This window comes from Sphingobacteriales bacterium, assembly GCA_016700115.1.
Classification (GTDB): domain Bacteria; phylum Bacteroidota; class Bacteroidia; order Chitinophagales; family UBA2359; genus UBA2359.
Window position 1 is genome coordinate 1,662,541 of sequence record CP064999.1, and the last position, 24,035, is coordinate 1,686,575.

Consider the following 24,035-nt stretch of genomic DNA (forward strand, 5'->3'; position numbering starts at 1 on the left):
GTGTAACGGTCATACTTTTGATTGGTTCATTTTTTTGGCCTGACGATTCCGAAGAGGTGAACTCAACCACTCACTACATAAATCTACAACGCCTACGACAGATTGGCAATTGGCAATTGGCAATTGGCAATGGCTATTCATATTAACTCTTTCAGGTTTTTCACTTTTCACTTTTAGTTTTTCACTTCCCAACCACCGCCACCTTACCCCGTGCCAACACACTGCCCGATTGCTCAACGGAATACAAATACACCCCCTCCGGCAGATGCGCCACCGAAAAGGTTTTATGCGTTTCCCCAGCACCGAGAGTAGTTTGAAGCACGGTTTGCCCTGTGAGGGTGAGTAGTTTTACCCCTAAATCCCCCTCTACCCCCCAGCCCCCTGAAGGGGACTTTGAAGCCCGTTGAAAGGTGAGGGTATTTGTGGCGGGGTTGGGATAAACAAGCATGGTTTTTTCCCCCTTTAGGGGGTCAGGGGGCAATCCTACCGTGCCGCCTGCGCCTTCGGTGTCTATCTGTGCCTGTACTATGGAAGTGTCTGAACAGACGATGGCAGTGAGGGTGGCGGTATAAGTGCCGGAAGCCGGGTATTGGTGGGTCAGGATATTGCCGGAGCAAGGGTCGTAGCCTTGCCCACAGAGGTAAGGCGGGCTGCCGTCGCCCCAATCCCAACGGTAGTAGCCTCCGTCTATGCTGTCGGGATAGACGTAGAGGGTTTGGTTGGTAAACTGTATTTCGTTGCCACCCTGTGGCTCATAAGTAAAAGCCGCCTCCGGCTCGGTGAGCAGACCCATGCAGTTGAGTTTGAGTAACCAAGCCGAGGCATGACCAACCGGAGCACCGGGTATGATGGTATCCTGCCTCCCGGCTACCAAAAAACCGCCGTCGGGCATAAGGGCAAGGTCGTAGGCATAGTCGTGCCAACTGCCGCCGTAGGTGCGCCGCCATTTTAAGCCCCCATCTACGCCCGATAATTTGATGATCTGCATTTGAGCATACTCACCCAAGGGGTCGTTACAACCACTTGTAATAATATCGCCATTTGGTAATTCATTTATTGTAGCCGCACCACAGTCATCAAATAGTTGGTCGTTATACCAATCAATGGTAAAATCGTTATTGAATTTAATTACACTTCCTTTATAGTAATTATTTGCAAACCCATTTAATGCAGAGCCGGCAATGTATCCTCCTATTTTACTCCTAATCAATCTGCCACTTACATCTTTGCCGTCTTCGTCCCAAAAAGTAGTTCCGAAGTCATATATGGTGTCCCAAAGCATTTCACCGGTAGCATCGCTTATCTTGGCTACTAACAAATCGCTCATAAAGGCATTGTAGCCAACGGTACCATATACATAAAAGGCTGCCTCATTAGGTACGGGTATAATATCGGTTAGCCAGTTGAGCAGCGGGTAGTTGTCGTAAACCTGCTCCCATACCACATTGCCTAGACTGTCTATTTTAATAGCGTAGGGTTGTAAAGTTGAAGAACCAACTATAATTATTTTATTATCAGGCGCAACAATTATTGCTCTACCAACAGAGTTGGACTCAGAATTGCCTATGTAATATAGACTTTCCTGATTGTTATTTTTATCCCATGTAAGCATGAGTGTTTGTTGACTTTCACCTCCAACAGGTTGGGTCATGTTTCCTGTAAAAAAAAATTGGTTATTTTTCTCTCAACATGGCTGCCACACATTAAAAAAAAGAAGGGAGGCGATATCTTTGTAATTTTGCGAATTGCAAACCCAAAATCAAAGTATATGCCTCCCAACATTCTGCCTTTAGAGTTATATAAAGACATCCTGTCAGTAGCAAAGATATTACAATTAAGGGATTTTCTGTACTGTTTTATGTGTATTCGATATGGAGTAAGTGTACGGAGTTTATGCCGCTATAGTAACTACTCTGTTCGCACTTGGTTTCGTTTTATGTCAGAGGACTACCTGTGGGAGCGCATTCGTATGAAGTTGTTTTTGAAGTGGGTGTATCAACCGGAGGAGAATTATATTATAGCCATAGACGAAGTGGTAGAAGGGAAAAGTCGGGACAAGACCTATGGTTTGTCGAAGTTTTGGAGCAGCATTCAGAAATGCCCCATATTCGGGATTTGTTTTTTTGTGCTTCTCTGATAGCTGTGGGGAAACGGAAATCATATCCGATGGTGGTAGAGCAAGTCGTACAGACAGAGGGGGACAGGAAGCGGATAGCGGAACGGAAAAGAAGGCATTAGCTGGCAAGCAGCGCAGTGCCGAAGGCAGATGTTTGGTTCGTGGCAGGAAGCAAGGCAGCAAAAACCGACCCAAGCAGCCCAATCCTACGGCATCCTTTCGGGCATTCACCGCCTTGTTAAACAAGTTGCTTTCGTGCTTACCGGGCATCAACCTGACCTATATGGTAGCAGACTGTGCTTATGCCTCGGCAGATTATTTCTCTGCGGTAACAAAGACCGGACTTCACCTGATTACCCGTTTGCCTGTAAATGCCGCCCTCGTCTATGCCTACTCAGACCCAGTAGCCCCAAAACATCGGGGAAGACCCAAAAAATACGGAGAAAAAGTAGATTTGAACAACCTTGATAACCAAGAACTGAAAGACACCAAAACCGAAAATGGTCTCCTTACTCAGATATGGCAACTGCCCTGTTACAACAAATCCTTAAGCAAAAACCTGTTAAATGTGGGGATAGTAAAAATAACCAATTTGAAAACCCAAAAAGTAGCCTTCTCTAAATTTTGCACCACCGACCCTAACCTCGACTGGCAAACTATGATAGATTATTATAGTTTGCGTTTTCAGATTGAGTTTGACTTTCGGGATGCCAAACAATTTTTCGGACTATCCGATTTCAAAAACTACACCTCGAAAAATCTGACCAATTTTGTTAATCTATGCTTTACCGCTACCTTGACGGCTAAAATTTTGCAGGCACAATATCAGGTTAAATACAATAACCCTAACTTTAGCATTTTAGACCTCAAAATACTCTGTAATACGCGTTTTACGGTCAAAACAGTTATTAAATTGGTACGAAAATCGCCCGATTCAATTTTTAATACTCAATTCGCAGACGGGTTTATGCCAACAGATTTGGTCAATGTCGCTTAAATATCTATAATATAGAAGAAAAAACACGACCGTCTTATCTTATATTTGTGGCAGCCTTGTTGTTTCTCTACTAAATCCACAAAACCAATATGTCCATACAAATTAGTTAAACTTTTCACAAACAGGGTATCCCCATTATTATTAGTTACATAAATTTGACCGAACCAGTCTCCTGTTTCAGGCTTTGCATTCCCTGCAAAAATCATTTCGTTATCAAATAATGCTACCTTCCTTAGTTCTTGTAACGCCTCCCATTTATACAACTTTTCAAAATATTTACTTTGGGTATAGGCCTTACTTTGCAACAATAATATTACTATGAAAACTACTGCTTGTTTCATCTGTTGTATTTTTTAAAGCAAAAGTTCGTATTTGTTCAACAAATACGAACTTTTGCAGGTGAAACAATTATTTCAAGACAACAATTTTCCCTGCAATGGGAGGCTCATTATCTGTGGTAACACGATAGAAGTACATACCGTTTAACCAATCGGTAGTAGAAACAGAAAATACACCGTTTCCGCTTAAAGTATAAACCCCTTGCAATTTACCGGCATGGTTGTAAAAGGTAAGTTGGGCATCAACATCTTTGGCAAGATCGTGATCTATACTAAAACCACTATTTGTAGGATTAGGATATGGTTTACCCACTTTAGTCTGCCCTGTGGCATTGGCAGTAGTGTTGCCTTTAAAATTGATTAGCACATTTTGGAACAGGGTGGAGTCGATAAGGTCGGCTATGGGGGGCAGGTCTATGGGGTATTCCTCACCTCGAAGCAGGTATAAGAGGGTGCGGGCTTCGGTGGCGGTTTGTGTAGTGGTAGCTGCTATCTGACGTATGGTATCTTCTTCGGTTGTCGTTATTTGGAACAAATCACGTCCGCTAAGTCGCCAATTCGTGTATATTTGGTAGAGTTGTATAAACCGTTGTTCTTCTTCTCTTTCATCGGGCAGGTTGACAAGTATGTTGTTTGCGGCAACAAAATTGCCTTTTATGAGGTAGTGGTTTAGCAGCAGCCTGTTGCCGAAATAGGTCTGTATGTCTTCCAGTAGCCCTTCGGCGGCTAAGGTGTCGTTTTGCTCATATACGTAGTAATATACCTTTTTCATGGCCTCGTAGTTTTTGATACCCTCATCGCTAAGGCTGCGTATTTCCTCGTCTTCCATTATCATTTCGCTCCCTATAATGCCGCATAATTGTTCGCGGGGTGGTAGTAGTTCACCAGAAGGAAAACATGGTAAGGGCGTTACCTCTCCCACAGTTATAGTAGGCACGAAACCGGTTTCGTTTCGATACCAATATATAAAATTAAAGGCAGTAGGATAAGGGGTGGCGACAATATGCAAGCTTGTTGTGTTTAAAAGTTGCCCAAAGAAATTGTCGGCAGGGCTGGGTATTACTGGATCACAATCACCTTGGTCGCTCAAATATCCATCTTCATCGGGATAAAGCAGAACTGAGGAGGTGTAGTTGAGGGCATACATTGCAACGGCGTAAATGTCGAAATCGTTACATAAAATTTGTACATGTCTGTTATTGCCATAGGCAAAAACACCTACGGCATTTGCGTAGAAACTATTGTTACTCACCAACATTGGATCGGTATCATTGCTTAATAAAACAACGCCGGCAAGCACAAAATTGATAGTATTGTTGAGTACTTGTGCATTAGAACCCTGAATAAATATACCGATATTATTTGCGTCTGTTAAGCCACCGGATGGAGGTATATAAGTGTTGTTGATGGTATTTTCCACAATACGTGCTTGGGTTCGGGATATCTGCATGTTTATATTGCAGTTGTCTAACTCGTTGTGGGTGATGTTGATGTCTTGAATCATGTACTGGCTGGTATAGGTGTAGTTCAGGATAGAGATACCTACAGAGCAATTGTCAAATAGGTTGTGGTCAATATCTGTTCTTTCCGTACCGGCAATTCTGATGCCATAGTTGAGGTTGTCAAACCGGTTGCCGGATATATTCAGCCGCTCGTTTATAGGTGGAAAGTAGGATAATATATGAATACCGGCTTCGGTACGTTGAATAAGATCGGGGTCATTAAAGGGGTAAGCCAAACTGCCGGTAGAGGTAAATTGAGATGATTGAATGAATCCTTCACAGAATTCAGAGGGTATTACATTGCAGGTTCCTTTAAACCAAGGCATCAATACGCCTTCCAGGCAGTTAATAAACTGTGCATCGCTGATTTGGAGCATACCGCCCGAAAAGTCCATTGCCTCTGGATCTGATATGATGCCGACGTAAAGGAGGGATGTTACCATAGAAGGTACAAACAACATATCCGCCGGCACGATGGGATTGGCAGTGAGTGAGGTAATTTGGTTGGCTAATTCATTTACGTCCATGAATGGCAGTTTGGTATTGGTTACGCCGAATATGGCATCATAAATATGCACATTTCGGGTATTGAGTATGCCATAGTTGTAGGGAAAGCTGCCTGGTAGAAATATCCGGTGTGTTTGAGTGCCTTCTACTTGTATGCCTTGCCACATACTGCCGCAGGAGCCAAATAAGCGCGTAGGGTTTTCGACAGTTCCTATTAAATTTAAGATAGCTCCTCTTTGCACCAGTATTCTTCGGTCGGGCGCGAAATGAATGTTCATTTGGCTAATTGTCAGAGCTACACCCGCAGGAATGATGAGGTCAACATTCAGGTATAAATCGTCTCCGGAAGGCAACCCATAACCGGTAATAAAAGGGTTGCTGGTAGCTGTCCATACACCTGATGTAGCTATATAAGCCGGGCGGTAGTCGGTATCTTCGTTATTTTGAATACCGGGGCTATCGGGGTTTACTAAAAACTCCTGCGGCGATATACAAATGCAGGGGTCGTCTGTTACTTCTACCGGGATACTAATTTGAACAGAATCAGGACATTCTGTTCCATCGTAATAAACATATAGTGTTACGATATAAGTGCCATCTTCTGTGAGAATTAGTTCAAACTGCTCGCAGTCTTCAATGGGGTCACAGTTAAAAATATCTTCTATGGTAGCGCCGGGTTCTAAAACTCCCCAAATTATATCATCGGCAACATTGACAATGTACTCGGGTATAGTAAAAATAATTGTGTCATTGATACAATAAGGAGCTTCAGAGTTTATGAAAATAGAAAAATCTTCCAATTCCTCACTAAATTGAACATTGATACAAACGGTATCGCTTTCTCCACCAAAAGTATCAGGTGTGCCGTCTAATGGAAAATCGGTCCATGCTCTAACCAACATAACATAATCTCCGGAAAGCGAAAAATAGCAATCTAAATTAACGGGAACTGGGTATGGGGGTTGAGGTGGAGTAACACCGCCACCCCAAAAATGCCAGCAGCCGTCAATGCCAAGATTAGAGAAATCACAAGCGGTATTTGGAACAATAAACTGTGGACATATAAGAAACTCTAGAAGATGGTCGTTTCCTATTGTAGCAGTTTCTGCCAGGGAATTAGTTGTAAAAAACCCATCTCCATGTAAATCACAAGTTAAAGGACAATCTTCATTTATGAGTATGTCCTCATTATCGACAGTTAAAATAACTGTTAATTCCGGAATTTCATCCGGAAGACAACTATTAGCAGAAAGGCTATTCACCCCCCCCCATTAAAAATTAAACTAATGCAAACAATCGCTAAAAAGCGAAAAAACGGAGTTTTGTTTTTGTTCATAAAAAATAAATGTTTTGGTTTAAAATTCTGCATCATCTTAAGTTTATCTTTCTCTCAGGAAAGAGTTTATCTGGTGCCTTACTTATATTATTCCTTTTCACAGAAAAAAATCAGCTTAAAATCGCACTTTTTTTCATTTTTTTTGAAAAAAAGTTTTTTTAGCATCAAATGCCTGCTTTTGTTAACGAAAAATAATTTACATGGGTTGCCTGAAACTCTTTAAACATTATGATGTTTCCGAAACATCCTATGTTTTTTCTGATTGCCTGTATTTGCCAATCCTTATAGGTTTGGCAAACCTATAAGGATTTAAAAAAAGCTATCTTACAGGGTTTTTCACTTTTCACTTTTAGTTTTTCACTTTTCACTTCCCAACCACCGCCACCTTCCCCCGTGCCAACACTGCACTGTCATCCTCGACCACATAAAAATACACCCCCACCGGCAAATGAGCAACCGAAATGGTGGTTTGGCTTGTTGAGCCTGTCGAAACAAGGGTAGTTTCAAGCACGGTTTGACCGGTTAGGGAGAGGAGTTTTAGATTTACCCCCCAGCCCTTTGAGACCCCTAAATCCCCTGAAGGGGACATTAAGACATCGGTATAGCTGAAGGTTAGGGTGTTTTGGGCGGGGTTGGGGTAGATGAGGATGGTCGGTTCCTCCTTTTGGGGGTTAGTGGGTAAACCTACTGTGCCGCCTGCGCCGGATAACGTTTCGATTGTGGCTTGCACCATTGAGGTATCCTGACAAACAACGGCGGTGAGTGTAACGGTGAAGCTGCCGGGGGCAGGATAGTTGTGAAACACTTCCTGAAATGATTCTGAGGTGAAGGTAACGGGAGGGCTGCCGTCCCCCCAATCCCAGATATATTTGCCGCCGTCTATGCTGTCGGCATACACAAAGTGACTGAGGTTGGTAAATTGCAACGAAAAAGGGTTTATGGCATCTGCCTGCCATGAGAAAGAGGCTTGGGGTAAGGGAGTGACCAAACCCATACAGTTGGTACGTACCACCCAAACAGATGATCCACCCGTGGTATCTTGCCTACCTGTTACCACAAAACCGCCATCGCGGGCAAGTATGATATCGTAGCCATAATCATGAAAACCCGAGTTGCCGTATTGTCGCCACCAACGAGGGCTACCGTTGGCAGAGAGTTTGAAAATTGCCATATCTGTGCGTGAAATGCCGACAGGATAATAGCAATTGGTAAACACTAGCTCACTGTTGGGTAATTCTACAACTTGACTGATTCCACATCCATAATCAGGAAATGTTACCTGCCATATAATAGCGCCGGAAAGCGAGAATTTAATAATCCTTTGTGTATCTCCATTCGTGCCGCTAGCTGCTATGGCCAACAAATTGCCGTCAGATAATTTGGTTAATGTAGTGGTTCCATGAATAGGCGGTTCTAAATTATAGATGCTATCCCATTGCATAATACCCTGTTCGTCAACTTTTGCAAGTATTAAATCGCTTGCCTGCTCGCCTGCTAAAAGTACCAGATTGGCAACGCCCCAAAAATAATACCCCCCGTCGTCGGCAGGAACTATGCTGCTGAATATATTGCTATACGTATAATTGTCATAAATGCGTTCCCATTCCGTTTGGCCGTTTTGGTTGAGTTTAACTAGATAAAATTTCCAATAATAGGGAAACACCCATTCGTTTATTTTGTGTCCGGCAAGCAGGTAGCCGTTGTCGGGGGTGCGTATGAGGTCATAAATATAGGAGGGCATAGTATCAGTAGGAGTACCGGTGTAGTCAAATTGCAATTGGTTTCCGTCCGGGTCTAATTGTAATAGAAAGCCACGGTAGGAGTAATCATCGGCTATATCTTGGTAAATATAGCCGCTAATAGCATATCCATATTCTGTTGGCAATAAACTTCCAAAATAGCTGTCGCCAAACTCTGGAAACATGTGAAGTAACAGGGTATCACCATATTGATTGGTTCTTAAAAAATAACCGTGCCATAGGTAATCATTCACATTTAGATAGTTTCCGGTTATGGTTAATGACAAGTCATCCTTTTCTATCACTTTTCGACCACTATTGAAATCTGCCCAATCGATTTTTCTTTCGAAGTACTTATTCTGTGCATTTACAACTTCTGAAAGCAAAATTAAAATTGTAACACAAATTATTCTTCTCATTGTTTTTGTTTTTTAAGCTACACATGCAGACAATATGTCCGCATGTGTAGTTTATTAAATGAAGTATAGGCAGGCTAACCCTTTTTATAAAAGGTTGAAGATTGTGTAACCCTGTAAATATTTACATTGTTTTTTACAGGTTTGTAAAGCAAAACTTAATGTGTTACAACAAATTTGCCATTAGCAAGAGCTGCTCCGTTTTGGTATAGACGATAGAAGTAAATACCTCCCGATAAAGCCGGTAAGTCGAGCACAAAAGTTTTGCCGGCTTCTGTTTTGAATGAATTTACAATTTTTCCGGTGTAGTCCAATAATTCCAAATTAAATGGACTCTTATCCGGTGTAAAAGGCAGTTGAAAGAACAACTGGTCTTTTGCGGGATTGGGGTAAACTTTTACGGTATAGCCCAATGGCGTGGTTTGTTCCGAAGCTTTGAACTGTATGGCTATACTTTGCAAGTGTTCTTCCATAGCGGCTTCTTCGGGCAGCAAGGGCAGTTGGATTACATATTCTTCGCCATAAAGCAGCAAGAGCAGATTGCGGGCATCGAAAGAGGTTTTGGTATAGGTAGCGGCGATACTGCGCACAGTATTTTCCTGTTCGGGAGTTAAACTCCATACCGTATTTCCTGTTTCGTACAGTTCTTTGTAGATTTGATACAGTTCTTTAAATTGCTGTTCCTCTTCGCGGGAATCGGGCAGGGCGTTAAGCAGATTTTGCGCTTGTTCAAAAACACTGTCTTTCAGGTACTGAGGCAGCAGCAAACGTTTGGTAAGGTAGCTGTCTATATCCTCAAGCAGATTGAATGCGGCATCTTCATTACCAGTTTCGGTGTAATAATAGATTTTGCGCATCATTTCCTCGTCTTTCTCGCGTCCGTCTGCCATATTTTTAATATCTTCATCTTCGCGTACCAGTTGCGGTCCGTCTTGACAATGTTGAGAATAGGGCAATACAGTACCTCCACACACTGCCACTGTAGCCGTTCCATAATTACCGAGCGGGTAGTTTTGGGGTATATGGGCAGTTTCATTCCGGTAGTAGTAATTAAAAACAGAGGTTGGGCTATTAATAGACGAGAACAAGGAATTAGCATATATCGAAGTAGGGTAGAAGCGGTTATCGGAAGGCATACCGATTGGAGTTGAAGGATCACAATCTCCTTGGTCGAAAACGACCCCTGCTTCCTGAAGGATGCTATTTATGGTATAATCGCCGGCTGCAATGCTTAAACCGTATCTGTAAAAATCGTTACATTCTAATTGCACTCCTATATTATTGCCATAAAGCATTACTCCTGTAAGCACGCTTTCAAATCGGTTTTTGCGTATAAAATTGTTGGGTAAGTCACAAGATAAAAGCGCTGCCCCTCTGTATGCCCTATAAACCTGATTGTCGGTTACCAATGCCGTGCCGCCCATTAAAAATATACCCACTCTGCTCCATTGCAAGACAGGCAATGAAACGGGTGTATTTTGGTTGATGGCATTGTTTTGAATTAGCACATGTGCTGCACCGCATTGAATAGGTATTTCACACCAGTCAAAATTGTTTTGAACAATTCTGATGTTCTGCCCTATTGGGCTAAGTGCGGAGTTACCAATAGAAACACCTGCCTTTATGTTTTGTATATTGTTGTTAAAAAAGTTAATGTTGGTAACATGAACACCTCTTGTTCCGTACTTAAGATGGTGAAAATTGTTGTTTAAAATATTCAGGTGTTCATAATTGACAAGATGTATGCCTGCTTCGGTATTTTGTGTTTGCAAATGCGTATTGAATGGAAAGGGTAAAACATTGGAATAAAATTCTGCGCCAATAATGTAGCTGTAACAACCGCTTCCGAAATTACAGGGATTCCCTTTATATAAACTCATATTTATACCTTCGAAGCAATTGAAAAAGGTGGTGCCGGTATTTATTTTTACTGCCCCACCTGTAGTTGATATGGCAGATGTCGCTAAAAAATAATTATATAACGCCGCATAGAAGAAGGTGACATTAGGAATTCCCGAGTTCTGAGGAATAAGCGGATTCGGAAACACACTCAAGTCTGCTATAACATTATCGGTATCCATAAATGGAAGTGACATAGCTACAATTCCGAAAATAGCATCTTCAATGCGCACATTGCCGCTCACTCTAACTTCACCAAAGTTAGAACTGACGATTACGGGATCTAACGGGCTTGTATTACGTTCAATGCCCATGCCCGGACCTTCTACTTGTATGCCTTGCCAAACGGTGTTGCACAATCCTTTGAGAAGGGTGGGCGTACCGTCATAGTCGTCTGTAATGTTTAAAATAGCACCTCGTTGTACCAGTATCCGGTTTTTACCGATAAAAAAGAGTTGCATATCGGTTATGTTTAGGGTTATGCCGGCCGGTACCACAACATCTACCGTAAACAGAATAGGGTCTGAGCCGTTGAGATTAAATGGTGGCAACATAAACGGGTTGTTGTTGTCATTCTAGTTTACTATGGGCGTACCTAATGGAGAACTGACCACATAAGCAGTTCGTCCGTCAACTTGGGTTATTTGAGGCACATTGGAATTGGGGGTAACGGTATAGTTGAGGTTATCCAAACAACATTCGGGGTCAATTGTGATAGTAGCTGTGGTTGTACTTTCGGGACATTCGGGGTTATTATTTACAGTATAGATAAGTTCAAAATCACCCGGGCCTTGGGCGGGATCGAACTGGTCGTTTTGCACAGTTCCTGTGCCCGTCCAACTGCCGTTTGGATCATCAGGGTTTAGGTTCCAGGGCTGGTCGAAGAGGCATAAGGCGGCGGGCACAGAAAAATCAGAAGACGGTGGTTGCAAACAGCAATCGGTGCAAACCGTATAGTTGGCAGTTCGATTAAAACAGCCACTTTGTGAGGTTGGTGGCGAGGGCAGAAAATTATCAATAAAAAAGCGGTCTAATCTGTAACAATGACAGCCGGTATGCTCATTGGCGGGTGCGGTATAGGTGGTTGCAGTTGCCCCGGGTATTAGCGTCCACACATTATTGCAGTTAAACGACCGATACCATTGATAGGCAAGATAGGGTACTTGTTCGGTACATATATTTGGGTCGCCAATAAGAGTGGGCAAGTTGCATTCGGCTGTAATTTGGTTGTTTTCGAGAGGGAAAATATCTGGGATAATGTCCACCCTATCTATGAGTGCTTGTATGCCGCAGTTATCAATATTTGGCGTTATTCCGTAAATAAGGAGGCGATTGTAGGTATTTTCTGTGCTAAAACAAGCAACTCCCTGCCGCCATTCTGTTTCCACATTGGCATCAGAGAAAATTTCGGACATTTCAGCCGGATCGTTCGACAGTTGCCTGCAATTAGCCCACCAAGTAGCAGGGGAAAGAATTGTTGACATTCCATTAATCCATGCATCGGTAGTGAGTGCTACTTGGATTTCAGCCAACTGTTCGCATTCAGGAATCTGAGTTATATCAATATTTTTATCTGATGCATAGTGAAAGGAAAAGAGGTAGTTTCCGGGTGCTAAGCTAATTTCTGTCTGCAATGCAGTTCCCGAAAAACTGTTGGGATTACATGCCGGTTGAGTAAAAGCACTCCGAAATCCCAACATGGATAGGGTCGGGTCTGACCCGATTGGGTTTAGACCGCCCGGTGTGGGTATAAAAGTTCCTCCTGTCCAGTCGGCAAACCAAAAAGCACTTCCTATGGATGCCCAGCCCGGAAACTGTGTGCATAAGTTGAGAAAGGGAGTAAAACTACCGCTTGGTTGTGCAAATGGCTCGCAGGCCGGAACGGGTTGAGAAAGAGCGGGGTTGCATACAAGATTGCAGGGTTCGAGGTATTCTGCCGTACAATTGCCGCAGTAACCTAATTGAAAATAGACAAACGTGGGGTTGCCGGGTATAGCGCTTGTATTATGCGGCAGGTAGCTAAACACATTCCACCCCGGGTTTGCAGAGCTTATAACTACATTTGAACACGATAAATTCACAGTTACATTTTCGCTAATCCCTTGTACACAGGAAATGCCAGTCACATTCCAATCGTTTTCCAATAATTCAGAAACTGAAATAGACGCATCGGACAGGCACGAAAAGATGAAAGTAGCACAAAGCGCACCGCCGTCGTCCACCCCTGCACCGGCATTATTTTCCGAACAGCTATATGTGATAGCGGGTGTGGTAGGCATTACTCCATAAGTACCGTCTATTTCGTAGCCTAATTGGCAAAGAATTCGCGCCTCGGCATCGGTGGGAACTCTAATTACAGGTCCTGTCATTCTTTTACTTAACACATAAGCGCCACAGTTAGTAGGGTCTGCATCGCCCAAGTAATTAAGACTAATTTCCGGCTGCCAAGTTGAAGGTGTATAAATTGGTGTCGTATTGCTGTTAGCATTAAAAAAAACACCGGTGCAGGGGGTTTGCATGTTAAAAATTGCAGTTGGGTCCGGCTGTGCCTGAAAGCAAGCATCATAGGTAAGCAGGTATAGGCCGTTGGCATCTGTAAGGTAACTGTCAAATCGGGTATATAAGCCGGGCTGGTTGGTTGCATTATTTGTAATGTTGCTACTGCCGTCAGATTGCATAAACGAGTGAATACCCAACATTTGCAGGGCAGCGCGGAGTACACATTGGTAAAACTCTAAACGAATTGGTCCAAAGTTTATGTCGTCATTATTTTGTGTAAGCGGGGTATTGAGGTTAAAATTCCAATTCAGGCTTGGGTCTAAGTTAAATTGCATGAAACCATGGTATGAATCTTCTCCCGAAAACGCATAAGGGGGCAAAACAGTATTGTCCTCACCTCCGTTCAGTGTGCGCCACACATTGTCGTGCGCCCAAGAGGGCGTACTTTGGTCGGCACTTGCATGATTGTAGTAATAGGGCGAACCCTCTCCCAAAAAGTTGAGTTCGGGCGGAGAAGTTAGTGGAGAAAAAGATGAAGTTTTTATTAAAATGCGAAGGGTTGGTATTTGGTCTGAACATTTTCCTGTTTTTGCCACAATATAATGCGACAAATCTGTCATAACCTGACAAACTACCTGTCGTGCTGCCTGTCCATTTACAGGGTCATAAAATCCAGTTCCTGTACCATAATCTTCATAGGCCAATTGAAAATTGAATGTGCCACCTGTGTTGTTACATTCAGCAATTTGCCGGTCAACAGGGTGGACTATAACTTCTAAATCATATACAGTTCCATGTCGGTCATAAACTTTGAGCATATTAAACAGTGTCTCGTCTTGAGCATAGAGGCTATTCACCCCCCCCCCATTAAAAATTAAACTAATGCAAACAATCGCTACAAAGCGAAAAAGCGGGTTTTGGTTTGTTTTTATAATAAATAAAGTTTGGTTGGTGGAACAAATATATCATAATCGGTTTATCATTCAGCTAAGATAGGGTTTTTGGGGTGCATTACTTATATTATTCCTTTTCACAGAAAAAAATCAGCTTAGAATCGCACTTTTTTTCATTTTTTTTTGAAAAAAGTTTTTTTAACCTCAGATACCTGCTTTCATTAACGAAACGAAGATTTTTTAATTCGGGTTGCTTGTTTAGGTCAAACCTCATAGTTTTGCCAAAACTATGAGGTTTTAACCATCCTGCCACACCACCGCCACCTTACCGCGTGCCAAGACAACGCCTCCGGCAGATGGGGGCTATTTCACTCATTTCCGTAGGTTTCACCTACGGCTATTCATATTCAACCCTTTCAGGGTTTTCTTGCTTTTAGTTTTTAATTTTTCACTTTTCACTCAATTCTTACAAATCCTGAAAGGCGGCAAAGATTATAACATCAATTTCATCAAAATATCTTTTTGTTTGTCGTCTCCTAACATGAAAACATGAGTGTCGAACGCTACAAATCCGATTTTTTTATAAAAGGCAATGGCTTTCAGGTTTTTTTCCCAAACACCCAACCATATATATTGAGCATTTGCCTTTTTTGCCCGCTCTAATGAATGTTGAAATAATAACCGTCCGACTTGTTGACCGTGGTATTCTTTCAGAACATAGATTCTTTCTATTTCGAGGGATTTTTCGTCCTTCAAATCAGTTTGTGCCGGGCCATAATTCAGTTTCAGATAACCAATGATGCGTTGGTTAGACACAGCGAAATGAAATTCAGAATGTATATTGTTGAGTTCTTCGGTCAGACTTTTCTCTGAAAGGCTGTCTTCCAGATATTTTTGTATATTTTCTGTTGTGTTATGTTCCGCAAAGGTTTCGAGGAAGGTTTGTCTGCTTATTTGCAACAGTGAGGCAATATCGCCTGATGTTGCTTTTAGGATGTCAACATGTTCCATTTTTTTATTGGATTTGGTATTTTAAATGTCTGCTTTGTTTTGGAAGTTTCCTCAACAAATACCCGAAACAGTGCAGTTAATTTTCAAGGTCTTTTATCAATGTTGCTACAAAGGGATTATCAGGATTTAGTTGCAGGCTTTTTTTGAGGTATTGCAGTCCTTCAGTTTTGTTTCCGGTTTCAACAAACCCTTCTCCCAGTCCTTGCAGGGCTTTGGCAGAATTGGGAAATGCAAACACATTCAGTTCAAAAATCTGAATGGCAATACCGGGTTGACCGTTGTCAATATGGTTAAACCCTTCGTTTCGCATTTGGTATTCCAATAGTTGTTCTGACTTTTTTTTGTTTAGATAGGCTGTTTTTGCTTTTTGCAAGCCATGATGTTCAATGGTTTCCATGATTTGGGCGGTAAATTTCCGGTTTATGGGGTTGTCGGCTGCCGGAATTTCGGGGTCATAGTTTGGATTTGATATCATTTTTGAAATTTCAAAATTCAATTGGTCGAAAACCGGATGAGATTTGTTTGACAGGGAGATCAGGGTGATTTGTTCGTCAATAAATCTCATAAAATCGGCATAAAAAATGCGGTTGGTGCCATTGTGCCAAACGCGCAGGGTGTTTTTGCAGGTTTTAAACACATCCCATCCATAAGCATAATAGGATGTTTCCGATTCGGAGTTCCGTAGTTTCGGGTGATAGAGTTTTTGTTTTGCTTCGGCAGACAAAATTTTGGAACTCATCAAAGCCTGATGCCATTTATAGAGGTCTTCAGTGGTGGAGAGGATTCCGCCGTTGCCTGTCAAATGCCGGTAAGGGGCGGTATCTCCCCATGCCTTGTCAGTTGGTTTTCCCCAGTCTGCATCATTCCGGTCATAGCCTCTTGCAATTTGGTTGGGGTCGAATTTTGGTCTTATATAGCCTGTCATTTCCATGTTTGCGGGCTTCCAGAGGTTCTCGTACAAACAGGTTTCGTAGGATTGACCGGATACTTTCTCAATAATCATCGCCAACAAACTATACCCGATGTTTGAATAGGAAAAGTTGGTGCCGGCTTGAAATCTTAGTTCTGAAGACCATACTTTTTGCAGAAACTCGTCGTCGGTAATTTTTTCGTAGTCTTTACCCACATTGCTGACCAACCCCGATTGATGCCGCAACAAATCGTGAATGGTGATGCCCTCCTTATCGGCAGGAATATTGTTAAAATAGGCGGTAATCGCATCTTCTGTTGAAAGTTTGCCCTGCATTTCCAATTTCAAAATTGCTGCTGCCGTAAATTGCTTGGTCAAAGAACCGATGTCAAAAACCGTATTGGGTTTGTTCGGAGTTTTTGTTTCCATGTTGCTGAACCCATATCCTTCTGACAGCATTTGCCCGTTATTCAGGGCTATCAGGACAGCACCATTAAACCCGGCTTTTTCAATTTTTGAAAGATAGGTTTTGATGCGTTTCCACTGCTTTTTGTCATTTCTTGTTTGACCGTATAATATAGAAATGCAGGTAAGAAACAGGAAAATGGAGAAAAATATTCGTTTCATTTATGTTTGCAAATTTGCTGAAAGTACAGTAAAAAAATCATGCAGTACTTTGCCGGGTTACCAACGGGTCTGATTTTTCAAACGCTAAGGCTATTTTAGCCGGAAAGATAATTGTTTCTTGATTCTGTTCAAAAAGCGTTTTAAACACCGGTTGTACCGGTATCTTCAGCCCTTTCGCTTTGCAGACCCGAATACATGCAAAGAGAGTTGATTTAGGCGATCAAGAATTTGTTAGTTTCAAGTTGGGCAAAATTGGAGGATACCGCTAAAGATACCGGCATTCCCGCTTATCGTATCGTTGCCATGATCAGCGTGTTGAAAGACGACATATCGTGCGATAAAACGGTAAAATCCTGCCGGAGATGTGCCGAAAAAATAGGTGCTGCTTGTTTCACTCATTTCAAGCGGCTTTATACTGTAAGTCTATTTTTCAATTAAAAAATTTCCGCTCGGTAAAAAGTAAACAACGACAAAAATACAAAAAACACCCGCCCAAGAATCAAAAGATCAGCTAAACCACAAGACTAACCATTGTAAGAAAAGATTTAGCCTAAAAACAGGAATTGTCAAGGTCATTTTACAGAGGAGCATTATTTTTCCCGCAGATAACGCAGATTTTCGCAGAATTTTAACGGCGCAATGACTTATTGCAGGGGAACTTTAAGTTATTGCAGGGGTGAGTTAAGTCTTTGCAGGTTGACATTGACTTAATGCAGGGGCGATTTAAAGCAATGCAGGGGTGAATTAAAGTTTTGCAGGTTGACATTGACTTAATGCAGGGGTGATTTAAAGCAAAGCAGAGGCGATTTAATGTAATTCAGGGGAACTTTAAGTTATTGCTAAGGTGCATTAACCTGATGCAGGGGTGAAATAAACTTTTACAGGGGTGAATTAAGTCATTGCAGGGGCGAATTGGGGCTTTGCAACTGTTCAAAAACCGGTAAAACCGGACTTGCAGCTTTTATCAGTTTCCGACTAACACATAACCACTCCAGTAAATGGGCAGAAAGCCCGAACGAATCATCTCGAGTTTTGCCTGACGGAGGGCATGAAGCGGAGGGGTTTGTTTCAGGATATTGGAAAAAAGGTATTGAGTGAGCAGGCTGCTTTCCTCGTCTGCAACTTTAAACAGGGTAAACACTACGTTTTTTGCTCCGGCATACAGAAACGCCCTGTTCATGGCCATGACTCCTTCGCCCGTAACATCTTTGCCAACTCCGGTGTCGCAACAGCTCAAAACGACTAATTCGGCATTGAGTTGCAGGTTATAGGCATCCGACATATAAAACATCGGGTCAGATTGTGCTGATTCATCCGGCGCTAAAATCAGGGCAGTTAGTTCGGGGTGTGCTTCGTCAAAATCGCCATGTGCCGCAATGTGCAGGTATTGGTAATGCTTTGCAGAGGTTTTAAAATTGGTTGCGGTGGCAGCCTGATGTAATAAGGTTTTTGCTGCTAACCCTTGTCCGGTAAACAATTTTTCGATGGTTTGAATTTCTATTTCCGAAAATGGCAGGGTTTTCCATCCCAAAAAGCCATCCGCATCAGGGTTAGAAATGGTGTTGGCATTGTCTGTTGTCTTCAGGGATTGTTCCAAACCGGTAAGCACTTCGCTGACCGTTCTATGGCGTTTGGTTTTGTTTTCTGCTTTATATACAGGAGCTAACCCTAAAAACCCTCCTTGTTTAACAGGGGTTCGATGCTGTTTTTTGCGCTCCTGATGCAGCCAAAGTGTGGCAGAAAAATGATAGCTAATGCCGTAATCCAGCAATAAATAGGGGAGTTGATGATAGTCTGAACCCGGGTTTGCGGCTTGGGTAAGCAGGGTTTCGAAAGGCAGACTATGTAAAATGCCATCCGGAATTATGATTAAGTGGCTGTTTTTAGGGATTTGGAAAGTTTCAAACAAAGGCTGAAGCAGCGTTTGATAGAGCAGGTATGAAAACTCGCGAAACTCTTTAATGGTAGTCTGAGAAGGTCCGCCGCTTGTACCAATCCCAAAATAGAGGTAGTCTTTTACATCTTCTTCAAACTCGGCAGGTTTGTTTATTTTCATCACCTTAAACCCCTTGCTGCTTATGGCAAACAGATAGATATATTGTTGCGTGATAAAATACTCGAGCAGGAAGGTATCGGAGGAAAGGGTTTGTTGCAAATCAGATATAGCGGCAGTATCGGTTTGGTATTTCAGCACATAATAGTCGGGATATTGATGTTCAAATTGCTCGACCAATGCATCATACTGATGTTTACATTCGAAATAGCGGGTTTTCCAGTTGGTCAGCAATTCCTCATTTTGATTGTGCTTAAATTTGCTTTCTTCTTCTGCGATTTGCTTTTCTAAATAAGTGGTTTCTACGCGAAGGTGATACTCCTGTTCTAAAAGATAGGCGGGGATGCCGGCGGCAAACCGCGCTTCTTTGTCAATCAGGTTGCCGAGCAAAACCACAGCTTTGCTTTTTTCGGAACATCTGAAAGCGTATTGAAAAGCCATTTCAGGAACCGGCAATGTATGTTCGGGATTCAACTGTTGAAGGCGGTTAAAATCTTCTTGCAGTGAAAGGTGTTGAAGTTCGGCGATTTTCCAGCAGAGGTCAATGGCTTGGGTATGTACTTTTTGGGCACTTTGAGCCAGCGTTAGTTTACTGCCTTCGGCGCGATAGCTTTGTCGCATTTGGTCTAAAAGTTGCGAGGACACCGAACTGGTATGCCATGCTGCCAATAGGTCTATAGGCTGCCGGGTCTGGGTTTGGTAAATATGATACAGCAAATCGGTTTTTTCCTGTAAGACTGCCAGCAGCCAACCCGGTGAGTTATATTGCTGAAGAACAATTTGCCGGTAAGGGGATTCTTCGGTATAGTTTCGGACTATACTTTGGAGCGCTTGTTGATAATAATAAACCGCCTGTTCATAGTTGCCCTTTTCCTTATAGGCTTTACCCAAACTCAGATAATTTTTGGCAGTTGCGGGGTGAATTTTCCCAAATGTTTGCAGCCAGATATTCAGGCTTTTCTGATAATTTTCGATGGCTTCGTCCAAATTGCCGATACCTTGTTGCGAAGTTCCGATGTTCAGGTAGCTGCTTCCTGTATCGGCATGGATCTCCCCGATGGTGGCTAACCTGATTTCGAGGCTTTTGTTGCCGTAATAAATGGCCTGAGAAAAATCGCCTTGTGCTTCATAAAGCGCTCCTAAATTTTGATAGCTGCTCGCTGTGTCAGGATGCAACTCGCCAAATAGGTGTAAACGGATTTGCAAACTCTTTTCGTAGTAGGTAATTGCCTGTTTAAACTGTTTTTTGCTCCAGTATGCCGCGCCGAGGTTGTGATAACTCACCGCGGTGGAACGGTGAAAATTTCCGAGTACCTTTAACCGTATTTGTAGCCCTTTTTCACAATAACTGATGGCGCGGTCAAAGTCACCTTTTGAATAATAGGCGTTCCCGATATTGTGGTAGCTGTCGGCAGTTCCGCTATCTGATTCTCCGGCAATTTGCAATTGAATTGCCAAAGACTTTTTGCAATGTGAAATGGCTTTGTTGTAATTGCCTTTGTTCCAGTAAATATTGCCGAGGTTGTTATAGCTGACGGCAGTTATTATATGGAGTTCGCCATTTGTTTGCAAACTGATGTCGAGACATTGCTGACAATGGTACAGGCTCTTTTCTAAATCTCCTTTATAATAATAGGCGATACCGAAATTTTTATGACTAATGGCTATATCAGGATGAATTTGGCCATGGGTCTGAATGCGGGTATTCATACAAAAAGTAAACGCTTCAATAGCCTTTTCAAAATCCCGAATTTCGCAATAAACAAGCCCTATTGTATCAATTATAGCCAATACATCGGGATTTTCTTTTCCCGATTGAGCTTCCCTGATCGTCAGGTATTTTTGAAAATATCCGATAGCTTCTTTTTGCTTGTACATCTTTAAAGAAGCTTTGCCGGTTAGGTTGTAAATATCTCCTGTTAAAGGATGTTCTTCCCCAAGATGTTCGGCAGAAATTTTCAGCGCTTTCATTCCCGTTTCAAAACTTTCCTGCCACTTGGCAAGCCCTGACAGATTTTTGCCCAAAAGGAGTAGCCCTGCTACATACTGTTCCCAATTTTCTGATGACCTCAGTAACTGGATGGTTTTTTTGCAAATATCAATGCTTTCTGAAAACGCCCCTTCCTCAAACAATTTTTGCGCAAGGCTTAATTGTTCTGCCTCATATCGGGCAATATGTGCCTCATTGTTTTGAGGGGTTAGGGACATAGGAGTGCTGCTTGATAACCTGATATTACAAAAGTATTGCTTTAATTTTTAAAAATCAAGAGCTTGGGTCAGACAGGTCAATTTTTATTTTTAAAAAAATTTAACAAATCAGGTAACAAACTGAAAAAAACGGAAGTATTAAGAACGTGCAACAAACTGAAACAGATTGACAGGTTCACACAAATCAGGTTTGCACAATTTTTTATCCGTAAAATAATCTTTAATCCATTCATTAACCCCCAATTTTTTAGAAGCCTTATGAAAAAAGCATTTTTAACTTTCATGCTGTTGATTTTTGTAGTTAATTCTGTGTTCGCCCAAAAAGGATCCGAACCCAAACCCATTCCCGGACAATTTATCGTTGTTCTTAAAGAAGACGTTGCCAAACCGGTAATCAACCAAAAACGAGCTGCCACTACCGACAGAGAAAGCAAAGAACTTCAATCTAAAACTGCACGTACTGCCAACCTGACCAAAGTAAGAGAAGTTGCCTCAAAAAGCAATCTGAAACAAGGCGTTATTGTATTTGAGTATGCCGACATTTTGTCGGGTTTCACTGCAAAACTCAATGACAACGAAGTCAAATCTTTGCGCGCCAATCCCAATGTAGAAGGAGTTTATCAGGATTATGAAGTACAGATTGTTTCCAATTATACAAGCTATGACGAGTGTGAAGAAGAAGCCTCATTTTATGCACAAACCACCACTTGTGCCGTAACCAAAGCCGGTGGACCGGTTGACGGTTCTTCAAAAGCAACCTGGATTTGGATCTTGGATACCGGAATTGATTTAGACCATCCTGATTTGAACGTGCAAACCAGCGCTACTTATGCAAAATCTTTCATAGCCGGTCAAACCGTTGAAGACGGGCACGGACACGGTACGCATGTTGCAGGTATTGCCGCCGCCAAAAACAACAGTATCGGTGTTGTAGGCGTATCTTCAGGTGCAAGAGTAGTTCCTGTTAAAGTGTTGTCCAATTCAGGTTCAGGTTCATTCAGTGGCATCATTTCCGGGCTGAACCATGTGGCAATGTATGACATACCGGGCGATGTGGTCAATATGAGTATTGAGGCGTATGGATATGCAAATTGCCAAAACTCTAACCCTGCCTTGCGCGATGCCATTTTCAATCTTGGAAACGCCGGTACTTATGTGGTGATGGCTGCCGGTAATGAATCGGCTAATGCAAACCTCAACCTTCCCGGTTGTATCAATGGCAACAGAGTTTACACCGTAGGTTCTATTACCTGTGCCAATGCTTGTTCTGGGTTCTCCAACTGGGGTAATTCTGTGGACTGGGTAGCCGTTGGATCCAGTGTCTATTCAACTCACAAAAACGGCGGTTATACCACCATGAACGGTACTTCAATGGCCTCTCCGGTAGTTGCCGGTGTTATTCATGCAAGAAATGCTCCCCCAATCAGTGCAGGCAATGTAAACTGTGGCGGAGCTAACTATCCGATAGCGCGTCGCTAATTCCTGAAAGTTTATCAGGCATCCTTCAAGGGCAATTGTTCAGGCAATTGCCCTTAAGGATTTACTTCCCAGCTATTTTTCGCCAAAACAACTACCATTCACCATTCTTAAAAAACCAGATACGATGCAAAAGTTATTCTCCTTATTCATGCTGGCAATACTTACCACCTTGTTTTCCTGCAACCAAACCGGAAACAACCCTCCACCAACAGAAAACCGGACTAAAAATTCCGGACCCATAGAAACATCAACCATCACAGCCGGAAATCAATGTGCCATAAAATCTGCCTCACAAAAACTGATAAAAAATAAGGAAGAATGGGAAACTGTATGGAATGAAGCCTTTAACGGCAGGATACCGCTCCCCGAAAAACCCGAAATAGATTTTGGTAAATATTGGGTAATTGCTGCTTTTGCAGGGGAAGTTAGCACCGGAGGCCATACCCTTAAAATCGGCCCCGTAGAACCACAAAATGATGCAACTAATATCACGGTCAAACACCTGAAACCAGGTTCAAACTGTATCACCTCAGCCGCTATCGAATATCCTTACCAATTTGAAAGCGTGCTTCAATTTAAACCGGAAAATGCAGTATTCAATTCAGCTACCGAAGAAGTTCCCTGTAACTAACGCTTTGAGTTGAGTTTTTAACTTCTAAATTTTTGAATTAGAAAATTTTCGTAAAAAAAGCACGAATAAGTTGATACTTTGCAAGCAATATTTTATACCTTTATTAAAAATCAATCTTCAAGTATGAAAAACCGGATATTACTATTATTATTGACAACTCTTTTTGTTTTGTTTTGCGGAAGCCTGAAAGCTCAGGACGGCATCAATTATTCAGATACCTCTTCCACCGGTTCAATGTCGGGAAAAACCAGATATCTTCCCAATGACGGACGATTTCTGAAAAGTGCATCAATGGAGGTCAACACAAGTTTGCCCGATTTGCAAATCAGTTCATTTTCTGTTAAAAGTAGCACTTTTGTCAAAACAACCACAATAGGCGGCAGCAGTTACAACGTCTATAAGGCTACCTATCAGGCAGTGGTCCAAAATACAGGCAATTCCAAAAGCACGGAATGTGATTTGATGTCTGAATTTTTTATGGCCGAAAAAACAGGTGCCTATGCTTACACCTATTCCAACTGCGATAAATTTGATCCGTTATCTGCCGGAAATTCGCGAACGGTCAATGGAACAATGCAGATAACCGTTCCTGTATCGCAAAAACAAGTCAAAGTAAGGTTATATATAGATGCGGATTGCCCCAAACAAACCTTGCCGGCTTATAACAAAGTTCTCGAGCAATACGAAAACAACAACTACTCCGACGAGCTGACCATAAAACTTTAAAGCAGTTTGTTAAATAATTGTCCAATAACAAGGAAAAATCAATCTTATTACAGCAATTCAGTAACAAAGTAACCGCTTCAAAAGTATTAGTAAGTAATAACGGTGATTCTTTCGTTTATTACCATCCTTTCTGACACTCTAACTGATA

15 protein-coding genes are annotated in these 24,035 nt (G+C 42.2%); 5 read left to right on the top strand and 10 right to left on the bottom strand.

Annotated features, from left to right (window positions below; genetic code table 11):
- Window positions 1-181: 181 nt before the first annotated feature.
- Window positions 182-1,651 (bottom strand): T9SS type A sorting domain-containing protein, encoded by a 1,470-nt coding sequence (locus IPM47_05875; protein QQS30467.1) that lies wholly within the window; start codon window positions 1,649-1,651, stop codon window positions 182-184.
- A gap of 117 nt (window positions 1,652-1,768) precedes the next feature.
- Here IPM47_05875 and IPM47_05880 point away from each other — a divergent pair, with 117 nt between their 5' ends.
- Complete coding sequence (locus IPM47_05880) at window positions 1,769-2,137, top strand: hypothetical protein (GenBank protein ID QQS30468.1); 369 nt, start codon at window positions 1,769-1,771, stop codon at window positions 2,135-2,137.
- Window positions 2,064-3,113, top strand: coding sequence for a transposase (locus IPM47_05885; protein QQS30469.1), 1,050 nt, complete (start codon window positions 2,064-2,066; stop codon window positions 3,111-3,113). The genes IPM47_05880 and IPM47_05885 overlap by 74 nt, the downstream gene beginning before the upstream one ends.
- Here IPM47_05885 and IPM47_05890 read toward each other — a convergent pair.
- The 9 genes from IPM47_05890 to IPM47_05930 all read right to left on the bottom strand — a co-directional run bounded on the left by IPM47_05890 (window position 3,110) and on the right by IPM47_05930 (window position 21,051).
- Window positions 3,110-3,454, bottom strand: coding sequence for a hypothetical protein (locus IPM47_05890; GenBank protein ID QQS30470.1), 345 nt, complete (start codon window positions 3,452-3,454; stop codon window positions 3,110-3,112). The genes IPM47_05885 and IPM47_05890 overlap by 4 nt on opposite strands.
- Window positions 3,455-3,521: 67 nt before the next feature.
- Window positions 3,522-6,722, bottom strand: a complete 3,201-nt coding sequence (locus IPM47_05895) for a T9SS type A sorting domain-containing protein (GenBank protein ID QQS30471.1) — start codon at window positions 6,720-6,722, stop codon at window positions 3,522-3,524.
- 438 nt (window positions 6,723-7,160) lie between these two features.
- Complete coding sequence (locus IPM47_05900; protein QQS30472.1) at window positions 7,161-8,954, bottom strand: PKD domain-containing protein; 1,794 nt, start codon at window positions 8,952-8,954, stop codon at window positions 7,161-7,163.
- Window positions 8,955-9,109: 155 nt separating this feature from the next.
- Window positions 9,110-11,404, bottom strand: a complete 2,295-nt coding sequence (locus IPM47_05905; GenBank protein ID QQS30473.1) for a T9SS type A sorting domain-containing protein — start codon at window positions 11,402-11,404, stop codon at window positions 9,110-9,112.
- Window positions 11,405-11,425: 21 nt separating this feature from the next.
- Window positions 11,426-14,206 (bottom strand): hypothetical protein, encoded by a 2,781-nt coding sequence (locus IPM47_05910; GenBank protein ID QQS30474.1) that lies wholly within the window; start codon window positions 14,204-14,206, stop codon window positions 11,426-11,428.
- Window positions 14,207-14,734: 528 nt separating this feature from the next.
- Window positions 14,735-15,253 (bottom strand): GNAT family N-acetyltransferase, encoded by a 519-nt coding sequence (locus IPM47_05915; protein ID QQS30475.1) that lies wholly within the window; start codon window positions 15,251-15,253, stop codon window positions 14,735-14,737.
- 76 nt (window positions 15,254-15,329) lie between these two features.
- Window positions 15,330-16,790 (bottom strand): serine hydrolase, encoded by a 1,461-nt coding sequence (locus IPM47_05920; protein QQS30476.1) that lies wholly within the window; start codon window positions 16,788-16,790, stop codon window positions 15,330-15,332.
- A gap of 237 nt (window positions 16,791-17,027) precedes the next feature.
- Window positions 17,028-17,189 carry a hypothetical protein gene (locus IPM47_05925; protein QQS30477.1) on the bottom strand — a complete coding sequence of 54 codons (162 nt, stop codon included), beginning with the start codon at window positions 17,187-17,189 and terminating at the stop codon, window positions 17,028-17,030.
- A 565-nt stretch (window positions 17,190-17,754) separates the two neighbouring features.
- Window positions 17,755-21,051, bottom strand: coding sequence for a CHAT domain-containing protein (locus IPM47_05930; GenBank protein QQS30478.1), 3,297 nt, complete (start codon window positions 21,049-21,051; stop codon window positions 17,755-17,757).
- Between the two features lie 258 nt (window positions 21,052-21,309).
- Here IPM47_05930 and IPM47_05935 point away from each other — a divergent pair, with 258 nt between their 5' ends.
- The 3 genes from IPM47_05935 to IPM47_05945 all read left to right on the top strand — a co-directional run bounded on the left by IPM47_05935 (window position 21,310) and on the right by IPM47_05945 (window position 23,887).
- Entirely contained in the window at window positions 21,310-22,530 is a 1,221-nt protein-coding gene (locus tag IPM47_05935; protein QQS30479.1) for a S8 family serine peptidase, read from the top strand.
- Between the two features lie 124 nt (window positions 22,531-22,654).
- Window positions 22,655-23,161 (top strand): protease complex subunit PrcB family protein, encoded by a 507-nt coding sequence (locus IPM47_05940; protein ID QQS30480.1) that lies wholly within the window; start codon window positions 22,655-22,657, stop codon window positions 23,159-23,161.
- 123 nt (window positions 23,162-23,284) lie between these two features.
- Window positions 23,285-23,887, top strand: coding sequence for a hypothetical protein (locus IPM47_05945; protein ID QQS30481.1), 603 nt, complete (start codon window positions 23,285-23,287; stop codon window positions 23,885-23,887).
- Window positions 23,888-24,035: the final 148 nt, after the last annotated feature.

Coding starts and splice junctions, on each gene's coding strand:
- IPM47_05875 (QQS30467.1), bottom strand. CDS start 1,651: ATGACCCAACCTGTTGGAGGTGAAAGTCAACAAACACTCATGCTTACA.
- IPM47_05880 (QQS30468.1), top strand. CDS start 1,769: ATGCCTCCCAACATTCTGCCTTTAGAGTTATATAAAGACATCCTGTCA.
- IPM47_05885 (QQS30469.1), top strand. CDS start 2,064: ATGGTTTGTCGAAGTTTTGGAGCAGCATTCAGAAATGCCCCATATTCG.
- IPM47_05890 (QQS30470.1), bottom strand. CDS start 3,454: ATGAAACAAGCAGTAGTTTTCATAGTAATATTATTGTTGCAAAGTAAG.
- IPM47_05900 (QQS30472.1), bottom strand. CDS start 8,954: ATGAGAAGAATAATTTGTGTTACAATTTTAATTTTGCTTTCAGAAGTT.
- IPM47_05905 (QQS30473.1), bottom strand. CDS start 11,404: ATGTTGCCACCATTTAATCTCAACGGCTCAGACCCTATTCTGTTTACG.
- IPM47_05915 (QQS30475.1), bottom strand. CDS start 15,253: ATGGAACATGTTGACATCCTAAAAGCAACATCAGGCGATATTGCCTCA.
- IPM47_05920 (QQS30476.1), bottom strand. CDS start 16,790: ATGAAACGAATATTTTTCTCCATTTTCCTGTTTCTTACCTGCATTTCT.
- IPM47_05925 (QQS30477.1), bottom strand. CDS start 17,189: ATGAGTGAAACAAGCAGCACCTATTTTTTCGGCACATCTCCGGCAGGA.
- IPM47_05930 (QQS30478.1), bottom strand. CDS start 21,051: ATGTCCCTAACCCCTCAAAACAATGAGGCACATATTGCCCGATATGAG.
- IPM47_05935 (QQS30479.1), top strand. CDS start 21,310: ATGAAAAAAGCATTTTTAACTTTCATGCTGTTGATTTTTGTAGTTAAT.
- IPM47_05940 (QQS30480.1), top strand. CDS start 22,655: ATGCAAAAGTTATTCTCCTTATTCATGCTGGCAATACTTACCACCTTG.
- IPM47_05945 (QQS30481.1), top strand. CDS start 23,285: ATGAAAAACCGGATATTACTATTATTATTGACAACTCTTTTTGTTTTG.